Raw genomic sequence first — 13,327 nt, 5'->3', positions numbered from 1 at the left:
CTACCTGCCGCTGAGCGTAAGCGTCCCTTCGGTTTTGAGCACCCGGCTGGCCGTGATCCGCTCCGCCTTGCGGGCTTCCCGCTCCAGGTAGCGCTGCTTGGATTCGTCGAATTTGTCGCTCGCCACCTCGAGTTCCTTGATCAGCACGGCCAGGTCGTCGCGCATCCGGGCGGCGTCGCCGGTGAAGTCCTCGCGTTCGAAGATGCGCCACTTCTTCAGCACCGGCATGACCACCTCGTCGAGATGGATACGCGGGTCGTAGACGCCGCCGACCGCGATGATCACGGCCTTGCGCCGAAACTCCGGCACCGTGAACCCGGGCATCTTGAAGTTGCGCAGGATTCGGTGCACCGACCTCATCGCCTGGTTGGGCGCGATGTCCAGGCCCGCGGCGCTGACGTCGCGGTAGAAGATCATGTGCAGGTTCTCATCGTGCGACACCCGAGCCATCAACTGTTCGGCGATCGTGTCGTCGGCGGCCTTGCCGGTGTTGCGGTGCGCGACGCGGGTGGCCAGCTCCTGGAATGACACGTACATGACCGAGTCGAACAGGCTCTCGGCGAACATGTCGCCCTGCTGGTTCTGGCCCGGGCTGAACCCTCGGGTCATTTGCTCCATGCGCAGCTTTTCCAGCTCGACGGGGTCGACCGCGCGGGTGACCACCAGGTAGTCCCGCAGCGCGGTGCTGTGCCTGTTCTCCTCGGCGGTCCACCGATTCACCCACTGACCCCACGGGCCGTCCATGCTGAAGTTCATCGCGATCTCGCGGTGATACGACGGCAAGTTGTCCTCGGTCAGCAGGTTTTGCACCATCGCGACCTGCGCAACGTCCGAGAGCTGGCTCTGTTCGGGCTCCCAATCCTGACCGTCCAGCGCGTAGAAGTTCTTGCCGTCCGACCACGGCACGTAGTCGTGCGGGTTCCACTCTTTGAACAGCGAGAGGTGGCGGTTGAGCAATTGCTCGACGACGGGCTCGAGCTCGTGGAGTAGCTGCAGGTTGGTCATGCCGTCGGACACGGAGTCCTCCCAGTTATGTGTGGCGGTCAGTAACACTCACTTTACCTGTGTCGTGCAGTTACACCAAGGTGACACGCGGAAAATTGTGCGACTAGTGCCAAAAGTCCCTACGGACGTCACGAAACGGCAGCAGCGGTTCGGGCGCTATTGCCGGGCAACCAGGTACGGGGCGAGCGTGGAGAGCTTCTCGCAGGTCTCCTCGAACTCGCGCTCGGGGTCCGACGCCTCGATGATGCCGGCCCCCGCCCTCAGCCACGTCTTCCCGTCGCACTCGTAGGCCGCCCGCAGCGTCAGCGCCGCGTCCAGCCCGCCGCCCGCGGAAATCATCACCACCGCACCGGAATACAGGCCACGCGGGCCGTCGTCCAGGCGCAGGATGGCCTCGACACCCGCCGCCTTCGGGATGCCCGACGCGGTGACCGCGGGGAAAAGCGCCTCCAGCGCGTCCATCCGGTCGCGCGACGGGTCCAGGCGCGCGCTTATCGTGGAGCCCAGGTGCTGCACGCTTCCCCGCTCGCGCACCGTCATGAAATCGGTGACGGCCGGCGTCCCCGGCACGGCGACCTCGGAGATCTCTCGAAGCGAGCTGCGCACCGAAATCGCATGCTCGACAATCTCTTTCGAATTAGACTCCAGCTCTTCGCGGGCCGCGCGATCTAGCGCCGAACCACGGCCGAGCGCGCGGGTGCCGGCCAGCGGCTCGGTCACCACTTCGCCGTCGTCACCGACCGCGGCGACCAGCTCGGGACTGTAGCCCACGGCGCGAATCCCGCCCAGCCGCAACAAGAACGAGCGCACCGGGGTGTTGTGCCGGCGACCGAGCCGGTAGGTCGACGGGAAGTCCACCGCGAAAGGCACTTCGACACAACGCGACAGGATCACCTTGTGGTAGCCGCCCGCACCGATCTCGCGGACGGCCGTCGCCACCCGATCGCGGTAGCCGGACGGGTCGGCCGTCACCGTCACTCCGCGGGCGTCGCCCACGTGTGGCACGCCGTCGCCGACCACCCCGAGCACGGCGTCGCGGTGGCTCGCGCCCGCGTCGAAAAGCTGAACCGCCCCGGGCGTGACCACGATGCGCGTGCGCGGCCAAAACAGCCGGGCCAGTGGCGTTCCCGGCGACAGCCGCTGCTGCAGCCCGTAGCGATAGACGCCGAATTCGAACGCGATCCAGCCGAACACCTGATCGGTTTCCAGCAACAGCCGGTCGACGGCCTCACCCAGGGCCGGCCCCGGCCGTCCGGACCACTGCTGCCGCTGAACCACGCCGTCGCGGATGACGCGCAGCTCGTCGCTGTCCAGTTCGACCATCGCCTGCACGCCGCTGGCGAGCACCCATTGACCGCCGTGCTCGTAGAGCAGGTACTCCTCGCCGAGCCGCTCCGGCAGCACCGCGGCCAGCTCGGCCGCCAGGTCGGCGGGGTCGATATGCGGGGGCAGCGGAATCGGCGGTGACGTGATGCCGGCGGAACTCGTCTCGACGCTGACCCCAGTCACGGTTAGTAAATGTAGCCTAACCTATGTAAGCGCGCGCAACCCCCGGTTGAACCGACCGCGGCGGGGCATATCCGGGCGGCGCGACACCACACAGCGAATCTTCAGAAAAGTCACAGTGGATTCACGCCCGGCGCGGCGCACACCGGCCGACCAGCGGCGCTGTGACCACCGCCTTTGGCAAAACCGGCCGTTTCGCTACGGCCGTGTTAAACCTGGGCTCTTCGCGCTGTGTCCGAGTGGCAGACCCCTACCCGCGGGGTTAAGTTCTTGCACGGTCGTCGGGATGTTCGTGGTCGCCCGCTTGCGGACGGCGCCTCCCCCGACCGTCACGGTCAAGGAGAGGCCCCTAATGCTGCAGGAGTTCTGGCACAACTTCACCCACAACCTGTTCAAGCCGCTCTTGCTGTTCTTCTACTTCGGTTTCCTGATCCCGATCCTGAAGGTGCGGTTCGAGTTCCCGTATGTCATCTATCAGGGCCTGACGATGTACCTGCTGCTGGCCATCGGCTGGCACGGCGGCGAGGAGCTCGCCAACGTCAACGCCTCCAGCGTCGGCGCCATCGTCGGATTCATGGTGTTGGGCTTCGTGCTGAACTTCGCGATCGGCGGCATCGCCTACCTGCTGCTGAACGCGCTGACATCGCTGAAAAGCGTCGACCGCGCGACGGTGGCCGGCTACTACGGATCGGACTCCGCCGGAACCTTCGCCACCTGCGTGGCGGTCCTGTCCGCGGTCGGCATCGCGTTCAACGCCTACATGCCCGTGATGCTGGCCGTCATGGAGGTTCCCGGCTGCCTGGTGGCGCTGTATCTGGTTGCGCGCCTGCGGCACCGGGGGATGGACGCCTCGGGGCACATGCCCGACGAGCCGGGCTACACGCCACCGGTCAAGCTCGGCGTCGGGCCGGGCACCGCCGCACGGCCCCCGCACGGTCAGAGCCTCGAGTCCGAGGAGGAACGCGCCATCGAGCAGGAGCTGGAGCTCTCGCTGGAAAAGATGGAGCATCCGGACTGGGAGCCCAGCCCGGTCCTTGCCAAGCGCAAGGCCCCGATTTTCTCCCGCGAGCTCTTCCAGGAAGTGTTCCTCAACCCCGGGCTGGTGCTGCTCTTCGGCGGAATCATCATCGGCCTGATCAGCGGCCTGCAGGGACAAAAGGTCGTCGCCGACGACGACAAGTTCTTCGTCTTGGCGTTCCAGGGCGTGCTGTGCCTGTTCCTGCTCGAGATGGGCATGACGGCGTCGCGCAAGCTGCGGGACCTGCGCTCGGCGGGCCTGGGTTTCATCTTCTACGGTGTGCTGGCGCCGAATCTCTTTGCGACGCTGGGAATCATCGTCGCCCACATCTACTCGTCGGTCAGCCACGTCGATTTCAAGCCGGGAACCTACGTGCTGTTCGCGGTGCTCTGCGGCGCCGCGTCCTACATCGCGGTCCCCGCCGTCCAGCGGCTGGCGATCCCCGAGGCCAGCCCGACGCTGCCGTTGGCCGCATCGTTGGGCTTGACGTTTTCCTACAACGTCACCATCGGAATCCCGCTCTACATCGAACTCAACCGGCTGATCTCACACTGGTTCTAGCGGTCGTGCGCGACCAAATCGGCTCGGCCACAGGGTTATTCGGCTGAGGCAATGGCCGCGGGTCCGAGCGGCTGGGATTTATAGCGCCGACGCGACTTGTTAATTGTTCGTAAAGAGGGCTTCACCGAGTTGACTCCGGGCCCGTGAATCCTCAAGGTTCTATTGATGTTCTCGGACGGCGCGCGTCAGTTGCCGCTGCTGGCTTAGCCGGGCGAGCTCACCGGGAGGCGCGATGGTTCAGGAGTTGTGGCAGAACTTCACCCACAATCTCTTCAAGCCGCTGCTGCTGTTCTTCTACTTCGGCTTCCTGATACCGATCCTGAGGGTGCGGTTCGAGTTCCCCTACGTGATCTATCAAGGCCTGACCATGTACCTCCTGGTGGCCATCGGCTGGCAGGGCGGTGAGGAACTCGCCAAGGTCAAACCGGCCGACATCGACAACATCGCCGGCTTCGTGGCGCTGGGCATCGCGTCGAATTTCGTGATCGGTGCCCTGACCTACTTCCTGCTGAGGTACCTGACCCGGCTGCGGCGCATCGACCGGGCGACGGTCGCCGGCTACTACGGGTCGGATTCGGCGGGAACGTTCGCCACCTGCGTAGCCGTCCTCACCGGCGTCGGTATCGCCTTCGACGCCTACATGCCGGTCATGCTGGCCTTGATGGAGATTCCGGGCTGCCTGGTGGCGCTGTACCTGGTGGCCCGGATGCGGCACCGGGGAATGGACGAGGCGGGGTTCATGCCCGACGAGCCCGGCTTCACCGCTGCGGCCAGGGTCGGCCCGGGCGCGGCCACCCAGCGCATCGCCAGCCGCACCGACGACGTCGAGCGCGCGATCGAGGAGGAACTGGAGTTCTCCCTGGAAAAGCGCGCGCACCCGGAGTGGTACGAAGGGATGCCGCTGCGCACCAAGGCGCCGCTGCTCTCGCGCGAAATATTGCAGGAGGTGTTCCTCAATCCCGGGCTCATCCTGCTCGTCGGCGGGATCGCCATCGGCTTCGTCAGCGCACTGCAGGGGCAGAAGGTCGTGCACGACCAGAACGAGCTCTTCGTCGCGGCGTTCCAGGGTGTGCTGTGCCTGTTCTTGCTCGAGATGGGGATGACGGCGTCGCGCAAGTTGCGCGACCTCAAGTCGGCCGGCGGCGGGTTTGTCTTCTTCGCCCTGCTGGCCCCCAACCTGTTTGCGGCGCTTGGCATCCTGGCCGCCCACACCTACTCCTACCTCACCGACACCCACTTCCAGCCGGGGACCTACGTGCTGTTCGCGGTGCTGTGCGGCAGCGCGTCGTACATCACCCTGCCGGCGGTGCAGCGCCTGGGAATCCCGGAGGCCAGTCCCACGCTGCCGCTGGCCGCCTCGCTGGGCCTGACGTTTTCCTACACCGTCACGATCGGGATTCCGCTCTACATCGAGCTCAACCGCGTAGTCGCGCACTGGTTCCCGGGCGCCTGAGGGCTACCCCAGCAGCGTTCGCACCACCCCGTCGGCCAGCAGCCGCCCGCGCGACGTGAGGACCAGCCGGTCGCCGTCGGGCACCAGCAACCCGTCGGCCACCACGGCTTCGGCGCGTTCGCGTTCGCCCGGATCCAGCCGGTCCAGTGGAAGCCCTTGGCGCAGCCGGGTTTTCAGCAGCACGTCCTCGGTGTGCAGGGCGTCCGGGCCGAGCTGTTCGAAGCCCGCGACCGGCAGCGCGGCGCCCGCCAGCGACTGCGCATAAGCGTTGGGGTGCTTGACGTTCCACCATCGCGTGGTGCCGACGTATCCGTGCGCGCCCGGGCCTGCCCCCCACCACTGACCGCCGTCCCAGTAGCCGAGGTTGTGCCGGCACTCACCGCCTGGTCGGCACCAGTTGGACACCTCGTACCAGTTCAATCCCGCCGCGGACAGCCGCGCATCCACCAGCTCGTAACGATGCGCCAGCACGTCGTCGTCGGGGGCGGCCAGCTCACCGCTTCGGACCCGCCGCGCCAGCGCTGTGCCCTCCTCGACGAGCAGGGCGTACGCGGACACGTGGTCGACGCCGGCTTCGACCGCCGCGTCGACCGAGCGCATCAGGTCGTCGTCGGACTCCCCCGGGGTCCCGTAGATCAGGTCGAGGTTGACGTGTTCGAAGCCCGCGGCCATCGCCTCACCGGCCGCGGCCACCGCACGTCCCGGCGAGTGCACGCGGTCGAGGGTCGCCAGCACCCGCGGCGCCACCGACTGCATGCCCAGCGACACCCGCGTGTACCCGGCCGCGCGGATGGCGTCGAAGAACTCCGGCCACGTCGACTCGGGGTTGGCTTCGGTGGTCACCTCGGCGTCCGGCGCCAGCGCGAACCGGTCGCGGACCATGCCCAGCAGCGTGGCCAAGCGCTCACCGCCCAGCAGGGACGGCGTCCCGCCGCCGACGAATACCGTGTCCACCGTCGGCGCGCCCAGCCGTGCCGCCGCGAGTTCCAGCTCGGTTCGCAGTGCCTGCAGCCAGGCGTCCGGATTGACGCCGCCCAGCTCCGCCGGCGTGTAGGTGTTGAAGTCGCAGTAGCCGCAGCGGGTCAGGCAGAACGGGACGTGCACGTACAGCCCGAACGGCCGTCCACGGGCCGGCTGCACGTCGGGCAGGTCGACCGGTGCCGGGTTAGGGGCCATGCCAAATGATCCCATGGCGGGCGGGCCGGGCCGGGTGCGCGAGAGTCATCGTCGAGATCGACACCGGCGCGAAGAATCGCGAGTGAGCTGCACGCTCGCGTCGATTTCGGCGTCCGGCGAAGCGGCGGTGCTCGCAAGGGATCGGCCGGGCGGCCGACTGTAATTTAAATCACTGTGAAAAGAAATTTGACCTGGTGGCGACGCCCGGCGGGATTCATGGCAGAATGGGCGCCGTGACCGTCGCCAACCCCACCCTGCGTATCGCCTTAGTGGCGCGGCGGCACATCGACCTCAAGCGCGTTTGCAGCTGTTGCTGTCTGCCTTGACGTCGTAGACCCAGCCCCCTGTACTTCCAGCCGGCCCCGGATCTGCGCAGCCCGGAGATACCGGTTGTTTTGCGCGCCCATGGCTGGCACCGTCCGCGAAGGAGAACCCCCCGGATGACCACGGCACGTCCCGCTGGATCCGCAAACAAGGCCCCCCGCAGCGAGGGCCAGTGGGCGCTGGGCGATCGCGAGCCGCTCAACCCCAACGAAGAGATGAAACAGGCCGGTGCCCCGCTCGAGGTTCGGGAGCGCATCGAAAACATTTACGCCAAGGGCGGATTCGACAGCATCGACAAGAGCGATCTGCGCGGCCGTTTCCGCTGGTGGGGCCTGTACACCCAGCGCGAGCAGGGTTACGACGGCACGTTCACCGGCGACGAGAACGCCGACCTGCTCGAGGCCGAGTACTTCATGATGCGGGTGCGCTGTGACGGCGGCGCGCTGTCGACGGCCGCGCTGCGCACGGTGGGTCAAATCTCAACCGAGTTCGGCCGCGACACCGCCGACATCTCCGACCGGCAGAACCTGCAGATCCACTGGGTCGAGGTGGAGAACGTCCCGGAAATCTGGCGCCGGCTCGACGAGGTCGGGCTGCAGACCGCCGAGGCGTGCGGCGACTGCCCGCGCGTGATCCTGGGCTCACCGCTGGCGGGCGAGTCGCTCGACGAGGTGATCGATCCCACCTGGGCGATCGAGGAGATCGTGCGCCGCTACATCGGCAAGCCCGACTTCGCCGACCTGCCGCGCAAGTACAAGACCGCCATCTCCGGCCTGCAGGACGTCGCGCACGAGATCAACGACATCGCGTTCATCGGCGTCAACCATCCCGAGCACGGCCCGGGCCTGGACCTGTGGGTCGGCGGCGGCCTGTCCACCAACCCGATGCTGGCTCAGCGCGTCGGCGCCTGGATTCCGCTGGACGAGGTGCCCGAGGTGTGGGTCGCGGTGACGTCGATCTTCCGCGACTACGGCTACCGGCGGCTGCGGTCGAAGGCGCGGCTGAAGTTCTTGATCAAGGACTGGGGCATCGAGAAGTTCAGGGAGGTCCTCGAGACCGAGTACCTCAAGCGCCGGCTGATCGACGGCCCGGCCCCCGAGCCCGTCGCGCACCCGATCGACCACGTCGGGGTGCAGCGGCTCAAGAACGGGCTCAACGCCGTCGGGTTCGCCCCGATCGCCGGCCGGGTCAGCGGCACCATCCTGTCGACGGTGGCCGACCTGGCCGAGCAAGCCGGCTCCAACCGGGTCCGGTTCACCCCCTACCAGAAGCTGGTGGTCCTCGACGTGCCCGACGACAAGCTCGACGACCTGATCGCGGGCGTGGAGGCGCTGGGCCTGCAGTCGAAGCCGTCGCACTGGCGGCGAAACCTGATGGCCTGCACGGGAATCGAATTCTGCAAGTTGTCGTTCGCCGAAACGCGCGGCAAGGCACAGGGTCTGGTGCCCGAGCTGGAGCGCCGGCTGGAGGACATCAACGCTCAGCTGGACGTGCCGATCACCGTCAACATCAACGGCTGCCCCAACTCGTGTGCGCGAATTCAGGTCGCCGACATCGGGCTCAAGGGCCAGATGGTCGACGATGGCCACGGCGGCTCGGTCGAGGGCTTCCAGGTCCACCTGGGCGGCAGCCTAGGCCTGGACAGCGGATTCGGCCGAAAACTGCGTCAGCACAAGGTCACCAGCGACGAGGTGGGCGACTACATCGATCGGGTGGTGCGCAACTTCGTCAAACACCGCAACGAGGGTGAACGCTTCGCGCAGTGGGCGATTCGCGCCGAGGAGGCCGACCTGCGATGAGCGACCAAACACGGACCGAAGCCCAATTGCGTGAGCTCGCGGCGCGCGGCGCCGCGGAACTCGAAGGCGCCAGCGCGACGGACCTTTTGCGATGGACCGACGAGAACTTCGGCGGTGTCAACGGACCCCGCGGCTGGGCGACGTGCAACTACGTGGTGGCCTCCAATATGCAGGACGCGGTGCTGGTCGACCTGGCCGCAAAGGTCCGGCCCGGCGTGCCGGTGCTGTTCCTGGACACCGGCTATCACTTCGTCGAAACCATCGGCACCCGGGACGCGATCGAATCCGTCTACGACATAAGGGTTCTCAACGTCACGCCGGAACACTCGGTGGCCGAGCAGGATCGACTGCTGGGCAAGGACCTGTTCGCCCGCGACCCGAGCGAGTGCTGCCGGCTGCGCAAGGTCGCCCCGCTGGGCAAAGCGCTGCGCGGTTACTCCGCCTGGGTGACCGGACTACGCCGGGTCGAGGCACCCACGCGTGCCAACGCGCCGCTGGTCAGCTTCGACGAGGCGTTCAAGCTGGTGAAGGTCAACCCGCTGGCGGCGTGGACCGATCAGGACATGCAGAACTACATCGACGAGCACGACGTGTTGGTCAATCCGCTTGTCTACGAGGGCTATCCGTCGATCGGCTGCGCCCCCTGCACCGCCAAGCCCATCGACGGCGCCGACCCGCGCAGCGGGCGCTGGCAGGGGCTGGCCAAGACGGAATGCGGGTTGCACGCCTCGTGACTCCCCTGGTGCTGACCGCGCACGGAAGCAGGGATCCACGATCGGCGGCCAACGCGCGGGCCGTCGCGGACCTTCTCGCGCGCATGCGGCCCGGCCTCGACGTGCGGCTGGCCTTCTGCGAGCTCAACGCCCCCTGCCTGGGCGATGTCCTTACGGACCTGTCCGGCCCGGCCGTCGTCACCCCGCTGCTGTTGGCCGACGCGTACCACGCCCGCATCGACATCCCCCGCCAAATCGCGGGTTTCGCGGGCGTGCGGCAGGCGCCCGTGCTCGGCGAGGACGAGCGGCTGGTGGCGGTGCTGCGGCACCGGGTGGCGGAGTTGGGGGTTTCCCGGTTCGACGACCGGCTCGGTGTGGCGGTGGTGGCGATCGGCTCATCGGACCGCGACGCCAACACCCGCACCGCCGAGGTCGCGCAGAAGCTCGCGGCCGGCACCCGCTGGGCCGGCACGACGACCGCGTTCGTGACCCGCCCGGACGTCTCGCCGGCCGACGCGGTTCGCGAGTTGCGGCGCCGGGGCGCGCGTCGGGTGGTTTTCGCGCCGTGGTTTCTGGCGCCGGGGCTGCTGCCCGACCGGCTGCGCGCCTACGCGGCCGACGCCGGCGTCGCGATGGCGCAGCCGCTGGGCGCGCACCGGCTGGTGGCGGCGACCGTGCTGGATCGCTACGAGCAGGCCCGCAAGGCCGCCGCCGACCGGATTGCGGCCTGAACACCGTTCAGTACACTTCGGGTGTTGAAAACGCCCTGGGCAATTGGAGCTGCGCTGGCTGCGCTGGTGCTGTTCCTGGCTGGGTGTAGCGGCGCCAACCACGTGGCCGCGCCGAACGCGGCGGCTCAGTGCGAGATCGTGCCCAACGGCACGCCGGGCCCGGGGACGCCGCGGGCGCCGTCGTCGCGGGTCACCGCGACCAATCCCGAGGTCGCGACCGGGTACCGCCGCGACATGACCGTCGTGCAGACCACCCATTACGCGGTGGCCACGGCCAATCCCCTGGCGACGCAGGCGGCCTGCCGGGTGCTGCGCGACAGGGGCACCGCCGCCGACGCCTTGGTGGTCGCCCAGGCGGTGCTGGGTCTGGTCGAACCGCAGTCGTCGGGGCTCGGCGGCGGTGGCTTCGTGCTGTATTACGACGCGGGCACGGGCTCGGTGCAGGCCTACGACGGCCGCGAGGTCGCCCCCGCGGCGGCGACCGAGAACTACCTGCGCTGGGTCGGCGACGCCGACCACGCCGCGCCCAGGCCCGACGCGCGGGCCTCGGGGCGGTCGATCGGGGTGCCGGGCGTCCTGCGAATGCTCGAGCTCGTGCACAACGACCACGGGCACACGGCGTGGCGCGACCTGTTCAACTCCGCAATGGCGTTGGCCGACGGCGGTTTCGACGTCAGCCCGCGGTTGGCGGCCGCCATCGCCGACTCGGCGGCGCAACTGCGGGTCGACCCGCAGGCCCGCGAGTATTTCCTCAATCCCGACGGCGGCCCGAGGCCCGCGGGAACGCGGTTGACCAATCCCGCGTATGCGAAGACCTTGTTCGCGATCGCCTCGTCGGGCAGCAATGCGTTCTATACCGGTGCCATCGCGCACGACATCGTCACGGAGGCAACCGCTTCCACGGACGGTCGCACGCCGAGCCTGATGACGGACAAGGATCTGGCGGGCTACGTGGCCAAGAAGCGCGAACCGCTGTGCATGACGTATCGAGGCCGACAGGTCTGCGGCATGCCTTCGTCGGGTGGCGTCGCGGTGGCCGCCACGCTGGGGATCCTGCAGCATCTCCCGGTGAGCGACTACCCGCCCGACCGTGTCGATCTCAACGGCGGGCGCCCGAGCGTGATGGGGGTTCATCTGGTCTCCGAGGCCGAGCGGCTGGCCTACGCCGACCGCGACCAATACGTCGCCGACGCCGATTTCGTTGCGCCGCCAGGCGGTTCGCTCAACACGCTGATCGACCCGGGCTACCTGGCCGGGCGCGCCGCGTTGATCTCGCTGCAGCGCAGCATGGGAACCGCCAGGCCGGGCGACTTCGGCGCGCCCGCCGATCTCGTGCCGCCCGGCAGGGAGCACGGCACCAGCCACGTCAGCGTCATCGACTCCTACGGCAACGCGGCCGCGTTCACCACGACCGTCGAGTCGCCGTTCGGCTCCTTCCACATGGTCGACGGGTTCGTTCTCAACAACGAGCTCACCGATTTCGCCGTCGAGCCGCGCACGCCCGACGGGTCGCCGGTGGCCAACCGGGTCCAGCCCGGGAAACGGCCGCGCAGCTCGATGGCGCCGACGCTGGTGTTCGACTCCGCGCCGGCCGGGCGGGGACCGCTGTACGCGGTGACGGGCTCGCCCGGCGGCTCCACGATCATCCAGTACGTCGTGAAAACGCTTGTGGCGATGCTGGATTGGGGGCTGAACCCGCAACAGGCCGTGTCCCTGGTCGACTTCGGCGCCGAGAACTCGCCGCGGACCAACGTCGGGGGCGAGGATCCCGAGATCAACGCGTCCGACGACGGCGACCACGACCCGCTGGTGCAGGGTCTGCGCGCGCTGGGACACCAGGTCAACCTGGCCGACCAGTCCAGCGGGCTGTCGGCGATCACCCGCGCCTCGTCGAAGTGGGCCGGCGGCGCCGACCCGCGCCGCGACGGTTCGGTGATGGGCGACAACGGATAACGGCCACTTACCGGGCCGGGCTACGCCGTCGTCAGCGTGGTCCGTTCCTCGTCGGCGCCGCCGCTGCCGACGATGGGCGGCACCCGGGTGGCGCGCACGTATACGGTGTCGCCCTCGCGCAACGCCAGCGCCTCGGCGTCGCCCCGGGTGATCTGGGCGGTGAACGCGCCGCCGGTGGCCGCGCTGGTCAGCTCGACGCGCACCTCGAAACCCAGTGCCACCACCCGGTCGACGACGGCGCGCACCACCCCGATGGAGTCGGCGGTGCCGTCGCCGCCGGCGATCGCCATGTCGGGCCGACGCCCCACGCGGATGTCGTGCGGTCGGACCAGGGCGCCGTTCAGCGCGGAAACCGCGCCCAAAAAGGACATCACGAACGCGTTCGCCGGGGAGTCGTAAACCTCGGTGGGCGATCCGACCTGCTCGATGCGGCCCTTGTTGAGCACGGCGATCTGGTCGGCCACGTCCAGCGCCTCGTGCTGGTCGTGGGTGACCAGCACGGTCGTGACGTGCACCTCGTCGTGCAGGCGCCGCAACCAGGCCCGCAGGTCCTCGCGGACCTTGGCGTCCAGCGCGCCGAACGGCTCGTCGAGCAGCAGCACCTGCGGGTCGACCGCCAGCGCCCGGGCCAGCGCCATCCGCTGCCGCTGGCCGCCGGACAGCTGGTTGGGATAGCGGGTCTGAAACCCGCTCAGCCCAACCACTTCCAGCAGATTGTCGACCTTCTTCTTGACCTCGGCCTTGGGCCGCTTGCGGATCCTGAGCCCGTAGGCCACGTTGTCGCGGACGGTCATGTGCTTGAACGCCGCGTAGTGCTGGAACACGAACCCGATGCCGCGCCGCTGCGGCGGCACCCGGGTCACGTCGCGGCCGTTGATGGTGACGGTTCCGGTGTCGGGCTGGTCGAGGCCGGCGATGGTGCGCAGCAGGGTCGACTTACCCGACCCGCTGGGGCCCAGCAACGCCGTCAGCGAACCGGCGGGCACGACGAAGTCCACGTGGTCGAGCGCGACGAAGTCGCCGTAGCGCTTGTTGGCGTCGCGCACGACGATCGCCTTTTCGCGCCGGTCCGTCTCGGCGGTGGTCAT

11 protein-coding genes are annotated in these 13,327 nt (G+C 68.4%); 7 read left to right on the top strand and 4 right to left on the bottom strand.

What is annotated here, in order from left to right:
- Positions 1–1,005, bottom strand: a complete 1,005-nt coding sequence (locus AC5Y6X_RS12365) for an acyl-ACP desaturase (protein ID WP_499987040.1) — start codon at positions 1,003–1,005, stop codon at positions 1–3.
- Between the two features lie 156 nt (positions 1,006–1,161).
- Positions 1,162–2,514 carry a salicylate synthase gene (locus tag AC5Y6X_RS12360; RefSeq protein ID WP_499986713.1) on the bottom strand — a complete coding sequence of 451 codons (1,353 nt, stop codon included), beginning with the start codon at positions 2,512–2,514 and terminating at the stop codon, positions 1,162–1,164.
- A gap of 349 nt (positions 2,515–2,863) precedes the next feature.
- Between AC5Y6X_RS12360 and AC5Y6X_RS12355 the strand changes: the two genes are divergently transcribed.
- Both AC5Y6X_RS12355 and AC5Y6X_RS12350 read left to right on the top strand, forming a co-directional pair.
- Entirely contained in the window at positions 2,864–4,090 is a 1,227-nt protein-coding gene (locus tag AC5Y6X_RS12355; protein WP_499987039.1) for a sodium-dependent bicarbonate transport family permease, read from the top strand.
- A 232-nt stretch (positions 4,091–4,322) separates the two neighbouring features.
- Positions 4,323–5,543, top strand: coding sequence for a sodium-dependent bicarbonate transport family permease (locus tag AC5Y6X_RS12350; RefSeq protein ID WP_499986712.1), 1,221 nt, complete (start codon positions 4,323–4,325; stop codon positions 5,541–5,543).
- Positions 5,544–5,546: 3 nt separating this feature from the next.
- Here AC5Y6X_RS12350 and hemW read toward each other — a convergent pair whose 3' ends face one another.
- The gene (hemW, locus tag AC5Y6X_RS12345; RefSeq protein WP_499986711.1) at positions 5,547–6,719 is read right to left on the bottom strand and encodes a radical SAM family heme chaperone HemW; all 1,173 of its coding nucleotides are present in this window, start codon (positions 6,717–6,719) and stop codon (positions 5,547–5,549) included.
- A gap of 224 nt (positions 6,720–6,943) precedes the next feature.
- On the opposite strand from hemW, the gene AC5Y6X_RS12340 reads away from it, so the two are divergent.
- From AC5Y6X_RS12340 to AC5Y6X_RS12320, 5 genes are all read left to right on the top strand, one after another.
- Positions 6,944–7,045, top strand: coding sequence for an Ms4527A family Cys-rich leader peptide (locus AC5Y6X_RS12340; RefSeq protein WP_420715959.1), 102 nt, complete (start codon positions 6,944–6,946; stop codon positions 7,043–7,045).
- Between the two features lie 114 nt (positions 7,046–7,159).
- Positions 7,160–8,842, top strand: a complete 1,683-nt coding sequence (locus AC5Y6X_RS12335; RefSeq protein WP_324680848.1) for a nitrite/sulfite reductase — start codon at positions 7,160–7,162, stop codon at positions 8,840–8,842.
- On the top strand, positions 8,839–9,576 hold the full coding sequence (locus AC5Y6X_RS12330) for a phosphoadenylyl-sulfate reductase (RefSeq protein ID WP_324680846.1): 738 nt from the start codon (positions 8,839–8,841) through the stop codon (positions 9,574–9,576). Before AC5Y6X_RS12335 ends, AC5Y6X_RS12330 begins: the two co-directional genes overlap by 4 nt.
- On the top strand, positions 9,555–10,286 hold the full coding sequence (locus AC5Y6X_RS12325) for a sirohydrochlorin chelatase (RefSeq protein ID WP_499986710.1): 732 nt from the start codon (positions 9,555–9,557) through the stop codon (positions 10,284–10,286). The genes AC5Y6X_RS12330 and AC5Y6X_RS12325 overlap by 22 nt, the downstream gene beginning before the upstream one ends.
- 24 nt (positions 10,287–10,310) lie before the next feature.
- Positions 10,311–12,239: a gamma-glutamyltransferase family protein gene (locus tag AC5Y6X_RS12320; RefSeq protein WP_324680842.1), complete on the top strand. Its 1,929-nt coding sequence runs from the start codon at positions 10,311–10,313 to the stop codon at positions 12,237–12,239.
- A 20-nt stretch (positions 12,240–12,259) separates the two neighbouring features.
- Here AC5Y6X_RS12320 and AC5Y6X_RS12315 read toward each other — a convergent pair whose 3' ends face one another.
- Positions 12,260–13,327, bottom strand: coding sequence for a sulfate/molybdate ABC transporter ATP-binding protein (locus tag AC5Y6X_RS12315; RefSeq protein ID WP_324680839.1), 1,068 nt, complete (start codon positions 13,325–13,327; stop codon positions 12,260–12,262).

It is taken from the genome of Mycobacterium sp. NGS26 (assembly GCF_059813025.1).
The sequence above is the reverse complement of the archived record's forward strand: the minus strand, read 5'-3'. Positions and strand labels throughout refer to the sequence as shown.